Origin of the sequence: Klebsiella sp. BIGb0138 (genome assembly GCF_004342285.1) — a bacterium.
Taxonomy (GTDB): domain Bacteria; phylum Pseudomonadota; class Gammaproteobacteria; order Enterobacterales; family Enterobacteriaceae; genus Klebsiella.
In genome coordinates this window covers 145,618-161,388 of the sequence record NZ_SMCV01000009.1, presented here as the reverse complement: position 1 = coordinate 161,388, position 15,771 = coordinate 145,618, and the positions used below count along the sequence as shown (strand labels likewise).

20 protein-coding genes are annotated in these 15,771 nt (G+C 57.5%); 12 read left to right on the top strand and 8 right to left on the bottom strand.

The window, feature by feature from the left end:
• Positions 1-35: 35 nt before the first annotated feature.
• On the top strand, positions 36-479 hold the full coding sequence (locus tag EDF73_RS19755) for an antitoxin Xre/MbcA/ParS toxin-binding domain-containing protein (RefSeq protein WP_132730756.1): 444 nt from the start codon (positions 36-38) through the stop codon (positions 477-479).
• Positions 476-949, top strand: coding sequence for an RES domain-containing protein (locus tag EDF73_RS19750; RefSeq protein WP_132730755.1), 474 nt, complete (start codon positions 476-478; stop codon positions 947-949). The genes EDF73_RS19755 and EDF73_RS19750 overlap by 4 nt, the downstream gene beginning before the upstream one ends.
• Positions 950-1,028: 79 nt before the next feature.
• Here the strand turns inward: EDF73_RS19750 and EDF73_RS19745 are convergent, their stop codons facing one another.
• Both EDF73_RS19745 and EDF73_RS19740 read right to left on the bottom strand, forming a co-directional pair.
• Positions 1,029-1,808, bottom strand: a complete 780-nt coding sequence (locus tag EDF73_RS19745; protein WP_132730754.1) for an SDR family oxidoreductase — start codon at positions 1,806-1,808, stop codon at positions 1,029-1,031.
• Positions 1,801-2,118, bottom strand: a complete 318-nt coding sequence (locus tag EDF73_RS19740; protein ID WP_132730753.1) for a nuclear transport factor 2 family protein — start codon at positions 2,116-2,118, stop codon at positions 1,801-1,803. Before EDF73_RS19740 ends, EDF73_RS19745 begins: the two co-directional genes overlap by 8 nt.
• Positions 2,119-2,220: 102 nt before the next feature.
• Between EDF73_RS19740 and EDF73_RS19735 the strand changes: the two genes are divergently transcribed.
• Positions 2,221-3,126, top strand: coding sequence for a LysR family transcriptional regulator (locus EDF73_RS19735; protein ID WP_132730752.1), 906 nt, complete (start codon positions 2,221-2,223; stop codon positions 3,124-3,126).
• A gap of 29 nt (positions 3,127-3,155) precedes the next feature.
• Here the strand turns inward: EDF73_RS19735 and EDF73_RS19730 are convergent, their stop codons facing one another.
• Positions 3,156-4,061: a LysR substrate-binding domain-containing protein gene (locus EDF73_RS19730; RefSeq protein WP_132730751.1), complete on the bottom strand. Its 906-nt coding sequence runs from the start codon at positions 4,059-4,061 to the stop codon at positions 3,156-3,158.
• Between the two features lie 243 nt (positions 4,062-4,304).
• Here EDF73_RS19730 and EDF73_RS19725 point away from each other — a divergent pair, with 243 nt between their 5' ends.
• Positions 4,305-4,910 carry a glutathione S-transferase gene (locus EDF73_RS19725; protein ID WP_132730830.1) on the top strand — a complete coding sequence of 202 codons (606 nt, stop codon included), beginning with the start codon at positions 4,305-4,307 and terminating at the stop codon, positions 4,908-4,910.
• Between the two features lie 236 nt (positions 4,911-5,146).
• On the top strand, positions 5,147-6,757 hold the full coding sequence (locus EDF73_RS19720) for an FAD-NAD(P)-binding protein (protein WP_132730750.1): 1,611 nt from the start codon (positions 5,147-5,149) through the stop codon (positions 6,755-6,757).
• Between the two features lie 9 nt (positions 6,758-6,766).
• On the opposite strand, the gene EDF73_RS27475 is transcribed toward EDF73_RS19720, so the two are convergent.
• A complete protein-coding gene (locus tag EDF73_RS27475; RefSeq protein ID WP_165905748.1) occupies positions 6,767-6,904 on the bottom strand; it encodes a hypothetical protein in 138 nt (45 codons plus the stop codon).
• A 248-nt stretch (positions 6,905-7,152) separates the two neighbouring features.
• Here EDF73_RS27475 and EDF73_RS19715 point away from each other — a divergent pair, with 248 nt between their 5' ends.
• From EDF73_RS19715 to EDF73_RS19705, 3 genes are all read left to right on the top strand, one after another.
• Positions 7,153-7,656: a hypothetical protein gene (locus tag EDF73_RS19715; RefSeq protein WP_132730749.1), complete on the top strand. Its 504-nt coding sequence runs from the start codon at positions 7,153-7,155 to the stop codon at positions 7,654-7,656.
• 8 nt (positions 7,657-7,664) lie between these two features.
• Positions 7,665-8,114 (top strand): YetF domain-containing protein, encoded by a 450-nt coding sequence (locus tag EDF73_RS19710; protein WP_132730748.1) that lies wholly within the window; start codon positions 7,665-7,667, stop codon positions 8,112-8,114.
• A gap of 245 nt (positions 8,115-8,359) precedes the next feature.
• Positions 8,360-9,244 (top strand): SDR family oxidoreductase, encoded by an 885-nt coding sequence (locus tag EDF73_RS19705; RefSeq protein WP_132730747.1) that lies wholly within the window; start codon positions 8,360-8,362, stop codon positions 9,242-9,244.
• Between the two features lie 69 nt (positions 9,245-9,313).
• Here EDF73_RS19705 and EDF73_RS19700 read toward each other — a convergent pair whose 3' ends face one another.
• The 3 genes from EDF73_RS19700 to EDF73_RS19690 all read right to left on the bottom strand — a co-directional run bounded on the left by EDF73_RS19700 (position 9,314) and on the right by EDF73_RS19690 (position 11,888).
• Positions 9,314-10,108, bottom strand: a complete 795-nt coding sequence (locus tag EDF73_RS19700) for an MBL fold metallo-hydrolase (RefSeq protein WP_132730746.1) — start codon at positions 10,106-10,108, stop codon at positions 9,314-9,316.
• Positions 10,109-10,270: 162 nt separating this feature from the next.
• On the bottom strand, positions 10,271-10,906 hold the full coding sequence (locus EDF73_RS19695; protein ID WP_132730745.1) for a carbonic anhydrase: 636 nt from the start codon (positions 10,904-10,906) through the stop codon (positions 10,271-10,273).
• 211 nt (positions 10,907-11,117) lie between these two features.
• The gene (locus tag EDF73_RS19690) at positions 11,118-11,888 is read right to left on the bottom strand and encodes a DeoR/GlpR family DNA-binding transcription regulator (RefSeq protein WP_132730744.1); all 771 of its coding nucleotides are present in this window, start codon (positions 11,886-11,888) and stop codon (positions 11,118-11,120) included.
• A 91-nt stretch (positions 11,889-11,979) separates the two neighbouring features.
• Here EDF73_RS19690 and EDF73_RS19685 point away from each other — a divergent pair, with 91 nt between their 5' ends.
• Both EDF73_RS19685 and EDF73_RS19680 read left to right on the top strand, forming a co-directional pair.
• The gene (locus EDF73_RS19685) at positions 11,980-12,363 is read left to right on the top strand and encodes a VOC family protein (RefSeq protein ID WP_132730743.1); all 384 of its coding nucleotides are present in this window, start codon (positions 11,980-11,982) and stop codon (positions 12,361-12,363) included.
• A gap of 34 nt (positions 12,364-12,397) precedes the next feature.
• Complete coding sequence (locus EDF73_RS19680) at positions 12,398-13,039, top strand: CatA-like O-acetyltransferase, family 1 (protein ID WP_132730742.1); 642 nt, start codon at positions 12,398-12,400, stop codon at positions 13,037-13,039.
• A gap of 42 nt (positions 13,040-13,081) precedes the next feature.
• Here EDF73_RS19680 and EDF73_RS19675 read toward each other — a convergent pair whose 3' ends face one another.
• On the bottom strand, positions 13,082-13,585 hold the full coding sequence (locus EDF73_RS19675; RefSeq protein WP_132730741.1) for a DUF1543 domain-containing protein: 504 nt from the start codon (positions 13,583-13,585) through the stop codon (positions 13,082-13,084).
• A gap of 284 nt (positions 13,586-13,869) precedes the next feature.
• Between EDF73_RS19675 and EDF73_RS19670 the strand changes: the two genes are divergently transcribed.
• Positions 13,870-15,093 carry an SfnB family sulfur acquisition oxidoreductase gene (locus tag EDF73_RS19670; protein ID WP_132730740.1) on the top strand — a complete coding sequence of 408 codons (1,224 nt, stop codon included), beginning with the start codon at positions 13,870-13,872 and terminating at the stop codon, positions 15,091-15,093.
• Between the two features lies 1 nt (position 15,094).
• Positions 15,095-15,769, top strand: coding sequence for a methionine ABC transporter permease (locus EDF73_RS19665; protein ID WP_243655239.1), 675 nt, complete (start codon positions 15,095-15,097; stop codon positions 15,767-15,769).
• The last annotated feature ends 2 nt before the right edge of the window (positions 15,770-15,771 follow it).

The window sequence follows — 15,771 nt, the reverse complement described above, 5'->3', positions numbered from 1 at the left end:
TAAAGTATGACAAATGTCATTATTCAGGAGGAGAGATGAAAACCTGGGTTCCTGCACAGCAACCTGCCGATAAGGCGCTGTGGCGCTATGCCGGGCTACCGGCAAATCGGGGTATGCAGCTGATTGAGCTGTTGAGTATGGGATTGCCGGTCAGCGTTCTGGATAATATTCACGAGTGGACGGAAATGTCGAAAACCGACATCCTGCGCATCACCGGCATTAATGAGCGTAACGTTGCCCGGCGTAAGAGCGCGGGCGGTACGTTGACGCCGGGCGAAAGCGAACGTGTGGCGCGTTTTGTCAGGGTTCTGGATGCCGCCGTCGACTATTTTGGCAGCAAGCAGGCTGCCTACGACTGGCTGCAGTCGCCGGTCAGAGGGTTGGGCAATGTCGCCCCCATCGATCTGATTGCTACCGAGAGCGGCGCGCTGGAAGTGACTGACCTGATTGGTCGTCTGGAACACGGCGTCTTTGCATGATTTTCTATCGTTTGGTGAGCGGCCGTTACGCCAGCGAAGCCTGGACGGGAAGCGGGGCCAACCAGTACGGCGGACGCTGGAATCACCAGGGGCACCCGGCTGTCTATGTTTCCACCTCCATCGCTCTGGCGTCGCTGGAGATCCTGGTTCATGTCAAAAATGAAACTATCCTCAACCAGTATCAGCTGTATAGCATCGAGATAGCGGACAGTGAAGTGGAATCGCTCGATAAACAGTGGCTGCCGGATAACTGGCAGGAAAATCCGATGCCCGTTTCCACAATGGATCTGGGCACCGGCTGGCTGCAGTCGGGCAGCGGCATGGCACTGATGTTACCCTCCTGCATTATTCCCTATGAAAACAACGCCATTCTAAACCCGCTGCATCCCGCTTTCAGCGAGGCCCTTGCCTCCGTGCGCCAGTATCCCTTTACCTTTGATCCCCGTCTCGCACGCGCCACGCCCCGCTGATGCCTCGGCTGGAATACGCCGCAATCAAGATTTATGCGGAGAAAAACCTTCGCCGCGTCTTGCCAATCCGTCTTTATGGTTAAACCGTCGGCACGGTTCCGCCATCAATAACGTATTCCGCGCCGGTTATCGACGCCGCCCGGTCGGAGGCTAAAAACGCAATCAGGTTGGCCACCTCTGCGGGTTGTGCCGGACGACCAAGCGGTATTCCGCCTAATGAGTCCATGATGATTTGTTTACCTTGCGCATAATCGACCCCCTCCTGCTGCGCAAGCCGCTGCGCAAATCTGACCGCCGCCTCGGTTTCAATCCAGCCGGGAGCCACGCTCAGTACACGAACGCCCCTGGGGGAGACCTCTTTCGACAGGCTTTTACTGTAGGTGGATAGCGCTGCTTTGGCGGCGGCGTAGGCCGTGGTTGACTCCGCCAGCGGCATCACTCTTTGGATTGAAGAGACGTGGATAATCACCCCCTTCCCGCTGTTGAGCATGGGTGGAAGCAATAAACGATCCAGCCTGAGCGCAGGGAACAGGTTGAGATCCAGCTCCTGTTGCCACAGCTCATCGCTCAGCGCGGCAAACCCACCCGCCGGGGAGGAGGAGCCGCCCAGCATATGAACAATAATATCAACACCGCCCAACTGCTCCTGCACCGCAGCGGCCAGTACAGCACACCCGCTCGCCGTGGAGAGATCCGCCGTCACAAATAGCGCATCAACAGGCGTGTCCGGCTGATGGCGAGCGCAGGTTAACACTCGCGCCCCCAGCTGTCGAAACAGCGCCACGGTTGCCGCCCCCGCCCCTTTGGTTCCCGAGGTAATCAGTACGCGTTTTCCTTCCAGCGCCAGGAAATCAGTCATAAGCGATCTCCAGCCCATCGATCTGCTCCACCGTCAGGCGAAATAGATAGCCAGGAATGACTGGGCTACCGGGGAAATTTCCGCTCACCCTGGCGCGCACCTTCACCCTATCCCCCTGCGCGATCGCCTCAATAGGTTCGGCGACATACTGATATTTTTGTCTGGCGGCAACCCGCCATTCCCGGATGGCCTGCCGCCCGCGATAGGTATTCCCTTCATCCTTCACCACCGCATCCGGGGTGAAGGCGCTGACAACGCTGTCCAGATCTTCAGCCGTAAAAAAAGCCTGCACTGCTGATGGCATATCCATAGTGAATCTCCCGTGATTAAACTCTACGGCTTAACTTTAAGAATCCTTTATAATTTAAACAATCAGGACAAACCGGGATGCCATGATGAAGGAAATGGGATAATGTCGCGAATCACGCTGACTGATTTAGATGCCGTTATGGCCATCGCCCGACGGGGGACCTTTCGTGCGGCGGCGATCGAACTGGGGGTATCGACCACCGCACTGAGCCATATCATCGCCAAATTTGAAGCCGAAATGGGCGTGCGTTTATTTAACCGGACCACCCGCAGCGTGGGGCTCACCGACGCCGGACGCCTGTTTATTGATCACATCGGCCCGTCGCTACAGGGGGTTCATCAGGCCCTTGAGGTCGTCCGCTCCCGCAGTGAAACGCCTTCTGGCATCCTGCGCATCAATACGCCTCCGTTTGCCGCCCGCGCGCTTCTCTCCCAGCTGGTACTGGAGTTTTTGCGCCGCTATCCGCAAATGCAGGTGGATATCGTCACCGATGGTCGGCTGATCGACATCGTTGCGGAAGGCTTCGATATGGGAGTACGGGTCGCCAGCCTGATACCGGAGGATATGATCGCGCTTTCCCTCGGCAAACCTCAGCGCTATGCCGTGGTGGCCTCGGCGCACTATCTGTCGCACCACACACGGCCTGAAACCCCCGCCGATCTGCTCAATCACCCCTGCATCCGGGTGCGTCTACCCGACGGTTCCCTTTATCGCTGGCACCTCGAGAAGCAAGGAGAAGCGCTACAGGTCGACGTCCGCGGGCAGCTGACGCTGGATGAGGCGTCACTGGCACGAATTGCGGTACTGGAGCATGCGGGAATCGGTTTCTTTCTTGAGCAGGATGTCATCGAGGATATTCAGGCCGGCCGGCTCATCCGTTTGCTGGACGACTGGACGCCCCCTTTTCCCGGCCTGTGTCTGTATTATCCCGGCAGACGACATCCTTCCGCCGGGCTGGCCGCTTTTCTGGCGCTGGTACGGGAATTCACGCAGTCCAGCCGCCGTTAAGCGAACCCATTGGAAGCGCCAGAACAATGCTATAGCGTCGCCGGTAAATCCCCTCGCTGGCGCCAGGCCGCAAGTTCTTCATTAAGCCAGGCGATGAACAAAGAGGCATCCGCCTTCTTTGCAGTTTGCTGCGAGGTAACCAACCAGTATGGCCAGGGATAAGGGGCAGAGCAGGTGGTGACCTGGACCAGCTCTCCTCGATCTATCGCCCCCTGGACCAGGGAACGCCGCTCGAGCGCAACGCCATTGCCGAGACGAACGGCTTCCAGAACCAGATTCGAGTCGTTAATACAGAGTCCGCCAGCGACGATCTCACGCTCCAGCCCGGCATTCAGACACCAGGTTTTCCACGATTCCATAGAAAATATAATCTTACTGGCCGCCACCTCTTGTGGCGTCGTGGGCAGCGAGCCGCCGTTATAATGCGGCGCGGCCACCACAATCAGCTCGTCGGCAAACATATAGCGGCTTTCCAACCCTTCCCAGTCGCCTTTCCCCATGCGAATGGCGATATCCACCGCTTCCTGCTGCATGTTGGTGAGCGTCAGGCTGACCAGCAGCCGCAAGGTGATATGGGGATATCTGGCGCGAAAGCGATCCAACCGTGGCAATAGCCAGTGGCAGGTAAAAGAAGGTACCGCGGCTAAGGTTAACGTCGTCGTTCGCGGCTTAACGTGGACCAGACGAGTCGCATCAGCGATATGATTCAGCGCCTCGCGGACATGCATCGCATACAGTCTCCCCTCTTCATTAATCTGTACCCCACGCCCGTGACGAATAAACAATCTCACGCCGAGCATATCTTCCAGCACTTTAATTTGCTGACTGATCGCAGAATGGGTGACATGCAGCTCTTTCGCCGCCAGCGTCACGCTACCAAGCCGGGCAACGGCCTCAAAACTCCGTAAACTGGCGATCGGTGGGTAATCCGACATGAAGCAGCTCCTGATGTTCCAGATCCGGGACGTAAACGTTACCACAGCCCAGGGGTTAAACCTCAGGCGACGATACCGTCAGTCATTCTGACATCTCAGGTAAGAAATGCGTAATATTCGTTATCGCCACTTTAGCGTAATGTCTTTCTGCTTCCGGGGGCAAAGCGAGCCGTGAGATCCCTCCCCGGCGCACCTTGAACGACCCGGTATTCTCCTTTCAGAGACAGGAAAACAGGAATAATGATGAAACTCATTGGCATGATGGACTCTCCTTACGTAAGGCGCGTCGCGGTATCTCTGGTGCTGTACGGTGTCGAATTTGAACACCTGCCGCTTTCGGTGTTTAGTGCCGTTGAGCCCTTTGCCCAAATAAACCCGGTGGTCAAGGCGCCTACGTTGGTTTTGGATAACGCCGTACGGCTGATGGACTCCACGCTGATCCTCCATTACTTCGAATCCCAGGCGGATATGCAGCGTAAATTGCTACCCGTCATCGGTCCTGCGCTGGCCGAAGATCTGCAGACTCTGGGGTTGATTCTGGCTGCCAGCGAAAAAGCCGTACAGCATGTTTACGAGCACCACTTACGGCCGCCAGAGAAACAGCATCAACCGTGGATTGAACGCATCACCTGGCAGCTGCTGTCTGCCTGCCGGGAATGGAACGCCGCGCTGGAAAAACGCGCGCTCAACGCACGACTCGATCAGGTATCGGTTACCAGCGCTGTGGTATGGACCTTTATTCAAGCGATGATCCCCGAAGTGGTTAAGGCGCATGACTTCCACTACATTCTCGCCCATAGCGAAATAGCAGAAGCTCATCCGGCCTTTAAACAGTTTCCTCTGCCCTGAGCGATATGAAAGTGGAAAACTCATGGGGGCTCAGGGGCCCCCTTTTTATTACCCGGCAGCCGCAAGCCGACGGCGATGCACAGACCGCATGCATCCAGCTGGCTAGCGGCGGGGTTTTCGACCACACTTAAATCCGGCTCCCGCTGCTGTACCTCAGGCGCAGATCGCTTTGCCCGGTTAACCATCCGGCTGGCGGGAAACTGCAATGGAAGAACGCTTATCACGGGTGATTATGCATGAAGAAAATTGCGATTATCGGCGCCGGCCCCACCGGGATTTACACCCTTTTTTCCCTGTTAAAATATCAGCAGCCGCTGGCGGTGACGGTCTATGAGCAGGCGCGTCAGGCCGGCGTCGGCATGCCATACAGCGACGAAGAAAACTCGCGCATGATGCTGGCCAATATCGCCAGTATTGAAATCCCCCCGATCCTCTGTCCCTATATCGACTGGCTGAAACAGCAAAGCGAGGAGCACCTTGCCCGCTATGGCGTCAGCGATGACTCGCTGCATATTCGCCAGTTTCTTCCGCGTATCCTGCTTGGCGAGTATTTTCGCGATCAGTTTATCGGCCTGATCGCCAGGGCTAAACAACAAGGCTTCCCGTTGACGGTGCATGAATCCTGTGAGGTCACCGACCTGCAGGCCACGGCAGAAGGCGTCAGGGTATGGGCGCAAGGTGAGCCGGTGGCGGAACGCTTCGATCTCGTGGTCATCGCCACGGGCCACGTCTGGCCCGCTGAAGAGGAGTCCACCCGCACCTTCTTCCCCAGCCCATGGTCCGGCCTGATGGATGCGGAGATCCCGGCGTGCAGGGTCGGTATCATGGGCACATCGTTGAGCGGTATTGATGCCGCGATGGCCGTCGTGGTTCAGCACGGCGAGTTTGTCGAATCCGCCGATCGACCGCTGCAGTTCAGGCTCAATCCGGCCAGCGAAGCGCTGAATATCGTCCTGATGTCGCGCTCCGGTATTCTGCCGGAAGCGGATTTTTACTGCCCGATTCCCTATGAACCGCTTGCGGTGGTGACGCCTGACGCGCTGGAAAAGGCGATTGCCGCCGGTTCAGCAGGTTTACTTGACCGGGTCTTCCGGCTGATGGCTGCGGAGATCGACCGCGCCGATCCGCAATGGAGCGCCGGCATCGCTCTCCCGACGCTGGACGCCGATAGCTTCAGCGACGCGTGGTTCCGTGAACGACACAAACACGACCCGTTTCACTGGGCGCAGGCCAACCTTATGGAGGTCGAACGCAACAAGCGCGAGAAATACACCGTCCCGTGGCGTTATGTCATCCTCCGGCTGCATGAGGCCGTGCAGGAGATTGTCCCGCATCTGGATGAGCGGGATAGTCAACGCTTTCGCGCCGGGCTCGCCCGGGTGTTCATCGATAATTACGCCGCGATTCCATCGGAGTCGATCCGCCGCCTGCTGGCGCTCCGCGAAGCCGGGGTAATCCGTATTCTCGCCCTCGGCGAGGATTACCAGATGGCGATCGAAGAGGACAAAACGGTGATTACCACCCGGGAAAACCAGGCCACCTATGATGTCTTTATCGATGCGCGCGGGCAAAGAGCGCTAAAAACGAAAGATCTGCCCTTCCCGACGTTACGTGAGCAGCTGCAGGCGACCGGTGACGATATCCCGGACGTGGGTGACGACTACACTTTACAGGAGCCCGCGGAGGTACGAGGCCGCGTGGCGTTCGCGGCGCTGCCGTGGTTAATGCATGATCAGCCCTTTGTGCAGGGCATTACCGCCTGCGCCGAGATGGCTGAGGCCATGGCCGGAGCCATTTCCCGGCCGGCGTCCCGTCGCCGCAGGCGTTTGCCGCCGACAGAGCTGTGACCGCGAATCTTAACGCTGCCCGGGAGCCGGGTGAAAAGGATCGTGCTTATGATCCTCACTATCATCGCGTTTACGCGGTATTTCCCCCTGTTCGCGCGGGTCGTCTTTTGCCGGGTGGCTGCCGCGCTTCGCGGAATCATTAGCCATCAATACCCTCATTCATACCTCCGGTAGCAGCGTGGGTGATTGCGGTTGTTGATGAGCCGGCGGCAGGAAGCAGACATCGCAGGCGCGCGGGTCTCTAAAGCCCTGCGCCGGTTCCTCAACTAGACTTATAAAGCCTGGTTGCCAGGATTACTTTTCACAAGCTAAATGATTTACGCATAGTCTGAAACAGACTCGGTGGGCGCTTCGCGTGTGTTTCCTTACCGCAAACGAGCCGATGAGGTTTTTCTATGAATCAGGAAAAACAGGAAGTGCCGCGTATCTCGGAAAACGAACGCGCGCTGCGTTTTGAATATCAATTCCGCCGCTTTGGCGTGGTTTTGTTGACTTTCGTCATCATGGCCGCGTTGGCCGGCGTATTTTCAAACGGCTATTTCAGCGCGGCGAGTAAACAAAATGCGACCGCGACGCTCAGGATTCACTATCAACGCTTCGGCAGATTAATGAGCGCAATGGATATCAATATTGAGGTACAAAAGGTCACGGCGCAGCAGCTGACCATCAGTTTCGGCGATACTCTGCTGACGCGCTTTCAAATCGGAGATATTCGCCTGGAGCCCGATAAAATGTACAGTCGCGGCGGCACGCTGTATCTGGTTTATAACCAGGCGACGCCCCACCTTCCGCTCTCTCTGTGGCTGAGCGTCACGCCGCGGCAAGCCGGCAGGATGACCAACGTCGTGCGCATTAACGATCGGCCGCCGCTGTCCTTCAGCCAGTTTATTTATCCCTAGGAGGGATCATGGAAATGGTGCTCCGGGCCGTGACAATCTACATTATTCTGCTGATTGTATTTAAGATTGCCGGGCGAAGAACGTTAATGCAGCTGACCAGTTTCGACTTAATTCTGTTACTGATCATCAGCGAAGCCACCCAGCAGGCGCTGCTGTCTACCGATTATTCGCTCACCGGGGCGATGATTACGATTGTAACCCTGGTGGGCATGGATATTTTATTTGGTTATATCAAAAAACACTTTTCGCCGGCTGAGGATTTTCTTGATGGCGCGCCCGTTATCGTGGTGGAAAACGGCGTCGCGATGAACAGCAAAATTCAAAAAGTGAATATTTCTGTTGATGATATTCTGCTGGCCGCCCGGCAGCACCACGGGATTACCCGTCTGGAGAAAATAAAATATGCCATTCTGGAAAGTAACGGCCAAATTTCGATTATTCCAACCGACGACGGCTAATACCCTTTTCACGGCGGCGTCCCGATTGAAAATATTCCCGACTAAATGGCGAGAATCATCCGAAAATAGCGCTATCCGCCGCGCATCACCTGTTGGCAAACCTGCCCGGCAATCAGCGTATTAGCCCCCCATATACTGTTTTACCGCGGCGATTCACCATGGCGCGGGCGGCGGATGAATAGTCCCAATATCCCCCACCGCGCGCCATCCGGCCTATCCTTAAGGTTTTAGCGCAGGAGGACCGTATGAGCGATAACGCAACACTCACAGCCCAGTATCCCCAGCCCCCTTTTGCCGACCAGCCGCAAACGCCGCCCGGTTTAGCATCTGAAATGGTCCCTGTAGCGGATCACGGTGAGACCAGTTACCTTGGTTCTGCGCGGCTTACGGGGAAAAGAGCGCTGATTACCGGCGGTGACTCTGGTATTGGCCGCGCGGTGGCGATCGCCTTTGCTCGCGAAGGCGCCGACGTGGCGATAAACTATTTGCCGGAAGAGGAATCTGATGCCCGGGAGGTGATCGCTCTGATTGCCGCCGAAGGGCGCAAAGCGGTCGCGCTTCCCGGTGATATTCGCAGCGAAGCGTTTTGCCAGGTGCTGGTTGAAAAAGCCGTCAGCGAACTGGGCGGCCTCGATATTGTGGTCAATAACGCCGGGCGCCAGCAGTACTGCGAATCGCTGGAAGATCTCGCGACCGCCGATTTCGACGCCACCTTTAAGACCAATGTCTACGCGCCGTTCTGGATAACCAAAGCCGCGCTGCGCCATCTTCAGGCCCATAGCACGATCATCAATACCTCTTCCGTGCAGGCCTTTAAGCCCAGCCCGATTCTCTTTGACTATGCGCAGACCAAAGCCTGCCTGGTCGCCTTCACCAAATCGCTGGCCAAACAGCTAGGGCCAAAAGGCATTCGGGTCAACGCGGTCGCTCCCGGTCCCTACTGGACGGTGCTGCAATCGAGCGGCGGCCAGCCGGAGGAAAAAGTCCGCCAGTTCGGCGCCGATACGCCGTTGGGCCGTCCGGGACAACCGGTAGAGATCGCCCCGCTGTACGTAACCCTCGCTTCTGACGCCTGTTCCTTCACCTCAGGCCAGGTCTGGTGCTCGGATGGCGGCGACGGAGTGTTGTAACGGCAATTTCCACGGTTAGCTTGCGATGAGAGGCCGGTAAAAAGGGCCTCTCATCGCGCTTAACGCTCGTTATCCACGCAGGCAGGCGAGATATTTCTGTGCGGAACGCTGTACCCTTTCATCCGCGTTTTCCGTCATATTTTGCCCTGCGAAGGCCCCGTACAGGCGGGCAAACTGCACGCCGGCCAGGCGCTGCATGATGTGTTCAATCGCCGACGCGGGCAGCGGCAGCATATTCGGGTAGCTCCACATAAAAGAGACCGCGTCCGCCCCGGGGGTCACCTGCAGAATGTCGCCCACCAGCAGCGCGCCATCGCCCTCACGCCAGTGCAGAACGGTTCCCCCGGCGAAATGCCCGCCCAGCCGCAACAGCTGTACCGAGGGGCATAGCGCAAGCGCATCGCCTTCCCACAAACGAATCGCCGGACTATGGCGCACGATCCACTCGCTATCGCTGGCATGCAGATAGATTGGCGCGTCAAAGGCATCCGCCCAATCTTGCATGGTGGTGTAGTAATGGGGGTGGGAAATCGCGATGGCATGGATACCGCCGAGCGCAGTTATCAACGCCTGCGTGGCGGCATCGAGGTTGGCAATGCAATCCCACAGAATATTGCCCTGCGGCGTTCTGAGCAGAAAGGCGCGCTGGTTGATGGCGAACCGGGGAACGGTTGTAAGGCTAAACAGCGCGCGGTGATGCTGCTGCCAGGCGTTGGTATGACGGCTGATGAGATCCTCAAAGGCTAGCCACGCCTGCCCGCTGGCCGGGACATACTGGCGCTCATCGTCACAAATCTTACAGCGTAAGATTGTGGCACTTCTTTCGTCATATGACGTGCCGCAGGTTTTACACAGCTTAATCATTCCCCCTCCTTTCGCAGCGATGGCAAAGCAGTAATGAGTATGGCAGATGCGCGGGTGATGGCCCGGCATGCCGAAGGCGACAGGAAAGCCACAGCGAAGATGGGAGAAGAGTAAAAAAGCGGGGCGCGGATACCCAGGGCTTCCCTGCCCTGAAGAGCGAAATTACGCGAAGTAGACGTCAGGGTTCTCAGACAGCGAGACGAAGGTCCCGGTATTCTTATCGAGCGCGCCGATGACGCCGCTTTCGATATCATAGACCCAGCCGTGCAGGCGCAGGGCCTTATCACGCAGGCCCACGGCAACCGACGGGTGAGTTTTGATGTTGTTCAACTGCGCAATGACGTTTTCACGTACCATGGCATTCACTTTATCGATTTCGCTATCCCAGGTTCTCTTTTCCACGACCGCTTTTGCCGCATCGGCATAGCGCAGCCAGTGGGAAACCGCCGGCATCGAATCCAGACACTGGCAGGTCGCGACCGCAGTCATCGCCCCGCAGTTAGAGTGGCCGCAAATAACAATATCGGTGACGCCGAGGGCGACAACGGCATACTCAATGGTCGCGGATACGCCGCCCGGTTCAGGGCCGAATGAGGGCACGATATTCCCCGCGTTACGAATGACAAAGAGCTGTCCCGGTTCCTGCTGGGTGACCAGTTCTGGTACCAGGCGACTGTCTGAGCAGGAGATGAAAAGCGCTTTCGGATTCTGGCTGGAGGCCAGGCTACGGAAGAGTTCTTTACGCTGCGGGAAGATCTCTTTCTGGAAGTTGAGGAAACCCTCAATGATATGTTGCATAGCAGTGTCTCTTTTCTCGGTATGAATTACGGTATGACAAAGATCACAGTTTGCTAGTGTAGCACCGCCGGGCTGAATGGGAATCGTTAATAAAACTGACAATTTTGTTGCGGTTTTAGCGCGAAAGAGCATTGAAGTGGAGCCGGCAGCCTGCCGGCAATATGTCGATCGAGCGGTCACGAGACGCCAGATGCGGCGGCGTTCCTCCCGTTCAGACGGTATAAATCCGGATATCGTGCTCGCGAAACGTGGCGCTATATTCCCGGCTGACGTTCTCTTCCACCACCAGCACATCGATGGCGCTACTTTCAGCCACCACGAAACGCGCCACCGCCGGGATCTTGTCTGAGGTCAGGCCGACGATAATCTCGCTGCACTGCTTAATCACCGCTTTTTTGAATTCACAATCGGCGTAGTCAAACCCGGTCAGGCCGGATTCCGGCGCCATCGCACAGCCGCCGATAAAACCCTGGTCAAACAGCACGCCCTGCAGCTGGGCCACCGCCGAAGTCCCGACGCAGCCACCCGAGGCCCGTTGAACCTGGCCGCCGAGAATCACCACGTCATACAGCGGTTTTTTCAGCAACGCCGCGGCGATTTCCGGTGAGTTGGTCACCACCGTCAGCGCCAGCTCCGCGGGCAAGGCCTCCGCCATCGCCAGATTGGTGGTACCGGTATCGATAAAAATGCAGCCTCCGGGTTTCACCAGTCTTGCGCATTTTTGCGCGATTCTGATTTTTGTTGCCGCATTTTTGTCTTTCCGCGCGCTGTAATCTCCGGCCTCCGGCAGGTTCATCACCGCCCCGCCGTAAACCTTTTTACAGAAGCCATCTTTGCTAAGTTCATGTAGATCCCGGCGAATTGTATGCTCCGAGACATTTAAGCGGATTGCCAGTTCCGCACAGACCACCCGACCATTCTCCTGCAGAATCTGGCAAATAAGCGCTTGTCGCTGCTGTGGGAAAGCTGCATAATCGAGCATTATAACTCCTGAAATAACCTTAACCGAGCAATAAAGAGCATGTTCACGCATTGCCCGGCGTCTGTCAACATACGCTACAACGAGGTTTACAATGAAAGTCGCCCACATCGCCTTATGGACCCGCCAGCTTGAACAGCAGGCCCGCTTCTGGACCGATTTCTTTCAGGGCCAAATCAATGAAAAATATTGCAGCCGGACCAACCCCGGTTTTACATCCTACTTTGTGAAGATCGGTGACGATATTGCCATAGAACTGATGAGCAAGCCGGGTCTCACCGAGGCAACGGCGGACAATAATCACACCGGCTGGGTCCATCTGGCTATTGCCGTAGGCGGTGCGCAGCAGGTCGACGCGCTGGCGAAACGCGCCGATGGGCAAGGGATCCTGGTCTCCCCGCCGCGGACTACCGGCGACGGCTATTATGAGGCGGTGATCAAAGACCCGGATGGCAACCTGATTGAAATTGTCGCATAGTCATTTCTGCCCCCCTACAGACCAGGAGCCCGCCATGCCTCACTATCGTCTTATTGACAAAGAAAACTGGCCTCGTAAAGACCATTTCGCGTTTTATCGCACCTTTGCCAATCCCGGCTTTAACCTCTGCGTGCCGGTAGAAGCGCAGCGCCTGTATGAATGCGCCAGGGACCGGCAGGTCTCCTTTTTCCAGCTGGCGCTGTATGCGCTATTACGGGCAGCTAACGCCGTCCCTCAGCTCAAGCAACGTCTGCTGGGCGATGATATTATCGAATACGCTGAGATTTCAGTGATGACCCCGGTGATGACGACCCGGCAGGGTTTTCGCCAGGTCTGGTGCGACAACGCCCGTGATTTTTCCGCCTTTAGCCGGGCGGCAGCGCCGAATATTGCGGCGGCAAAAACCGCCGATCCGGCGCCGCTGCTCGTTGACGGCGAACATTTCTTCTGCGCAAGCTGCCTGCCATGGCTGCATTTCAGCGCAATCACCCACGCCGAATATTATGTCGGCGCCGCGGTGCCCGCCATCACCTGGGGCAAACTGAAAAACGGCCTGATCCCGGTCGCCGGCAAATTCAATCACGCCTTTGTTGATGGCCTGCATGCCAGCCGGTTCTTCGCCGAGGTCGAGACGGGGTTTGCCGAGCCGGACGCGCTCTGGCAACCGCTTCCCTGACGCCTTCACAATCTTGTGTCAGGCGTCAGAGCGGGCGCGGCACTACACGCCAATAGGTTGATAGCCTTGCCACTCGGGCTTCGCCGCGACGCCTGCCGCGTTGGGGGTCAGATGCAGATACCAGTCGCCCACCTTATCCAGCAGCAGGCAATCGTCGACCGCGGTTAAATTATCCTTATGCTGCTGTTGGGCGCCGCGGAGCAGTTTGTCCAGCGCTTTCTCTTTCGCCTCCCGCGCGTCGTGCGCCACGAACAGATCGAACTCATGCAGTTCCGCCAGCGTATCCGGGCGATAGCCGCCGGCATTGATGAAAAACAGTTTCAGGCCGCCGCTGGCGGGCTCTTTGGCTAATGTCACATCATAGCCATCGGCCCAGCGAATCCGGCTGTAGCCATCGACATGAATTTTATCGGCATCGCCGAACCAGGCCTTGCGCAGGGCCGGCCAGGCCTGCTGAGGGGTTTGCGCGACCACAAACTGAATGTCATGCACTTCAATATTTGATTTACCCGCATTGCCGCCGACATAAAACATAAACAGATTCATTTCGATCCCCAGATGGTCATTTCGCTATATATCACACTACATAACGATGTTTTCAGCAAGTTCCCTTCTCCGTCTGTCGTGAATGCAACAGCGCCGATGCACCGCAGTTGCCTTTGCAGCAGCGGCGCCGGCCGGTAAAAACATAACGCATTGATTTTAATTATCTAAAAAAAATCGTGAAGTTGGCACACCCTTTGCTTTTGTAGATATAACTTATTGGAATGATAGATTATTTAGTTATCTATTTTTTGCATATGCTATTTAGTTAACCACGAGAAATCAGTATGTCAGAGAGCAAAGAGCCTATCAGCTACACCCGCTATGCGCCGGACGCGCACGTCATCCGCAGCGATGAAGAAGCCATTGCCGTCGCCCATGAAATCGCCCGGCTGCTGCAACCCGGCGCCGCGGAACGCGACCGCAGCGGCGTGGTGCCGCCGGAAATTATTGATGCCTTTTCCAATAGCGGGCTGTGGGGGATTACGGTGCCGAAGCAATGGGGAGGTGCCGAGGTTTCCGCCGCCACGCTGGCCCAGGTGATTGCGATTGTTTCCGCCGCCGACCCGTCGCTCGGGCAAATTCCGCAAAACCATTATTGCCTGCTGGAAGACATCCGCCTGCAGGGGAGCGCCGCACAACAGGCCTTCTTTTTTGATCTGGTCTTACAGGGCCACCGCTTCGCCAACGCCCTCTCGGAGACCGGCGGTAAAACGGTGCTCGATATCCGTACCCGGCTGGAAAGGCGCGCGGAAGGCCTGTATATCAACGGGCGGAAAGGCTATTGCACCGGGTCGCTGTACGCCCACTGGCTCGGGATCCTCGCACTCGATGCCGACGATCGCGCCCAACTGGCGTTCGTCCCGCGCGACAGCGCCGGTCTGACGGTGGTCAACGACTGGGCCTGCCTCGGCCAGCGCAATACCGCCAGCGGCACGGTACTGGCGGAGGATCTCGCCGTGGCGCCGTTCCACCTGTTCCCGACGTGGCAATCCTATGCCACGCCAACTCTCGCCGGGCCGTTCGCGCAGTTGACCACCGCGGCGATAGATGCCGGGATCGCCCGCGCCGCCCTTAACGACACGGTCGCATTCGTGCGCGAATTCGCCCGGCCGTGGATTGATGCCGGCGTCGAGCGCGCCAGTGAAGATCCGCTCACCATCTATCATATCGGGCAGATCGATAGTCGGCTGGCCGCCGCCGAGGCGCTGCTGGAGCGGGCGGGCAAGGTACTGGACCAGTTCAGGCATACCCTGAATGAAGAGAATGTGGCCCAGGCCTCCATCGCCGTCGCCCGGGCCAAGGTCTTTACCACCGAAGTCGCGCTGGAGGCCGCCAGCCGCCTGTTTGAACTGAGCGGTACCCGCTCCACCAGCAGCAGTCACAACTTCGATCGCCACTGGCGGAATGCCCGGGTTCACACCCTGCACGATCCGGTACGCTGGAAATATCAGCTGCTCGGCAACTGGGTCTTAAACGGCATTCGCCCCCAGCGTCATGACTGGAACTGAGGTGGCCACCGTGCTGGAGTTTTTCGCCGATATCGACTGGAACGACGTGGCCCTCGCGGGCCTCGATACCTTAACCATGTTGGGCTGGTCGCTGGGCTTTACCGTGCTGATCGGTCTACCGCTGGGCATCGTACTCTATCTCACCGGCCAGCCGCGGCTGCTGCACGCCCCACGGCTGTATCGCCTGCTGTCGTTCTGCGTCAACGTGCTGCGCTCGCTGCCGTTCATCATCCTGCTGATCGTGATGATCCCGGTCACCACCCTGATCACCGGCACCTCCCTCGGCGTGCAGGGCACCATTCCGCCGCTGGTGGCGGGCTGTGCGCCCTTCTTCGCCCGGCTGGTGGAAACCGCCTTACGCGAGGTGGACCACGGGTTGGTGGAGGCCAGCTGGTCAATGGGAGGCAATACCGCGCAGCTGATCTGGCACACCCTGTTGCCGGAATCGCGCTCAGGGTTAGTCGCTGCGGTGACGGTCACCGCCATCCTGCTGGTGGATTACACCTCGATGGCGGGCGTCATCGGCGGCGGCGGACTGGGGGACCTGGCGATCCGTTTCGGCTATCAACGCTTTCAGACCGACGTGATGGTCATCACCGTTCTGCTGCTGATCGCCTTAGTACAGATTTTACAGATGAGCGGCGATCGCCTTGTGCGGTACATGAGCCGCAAATAACA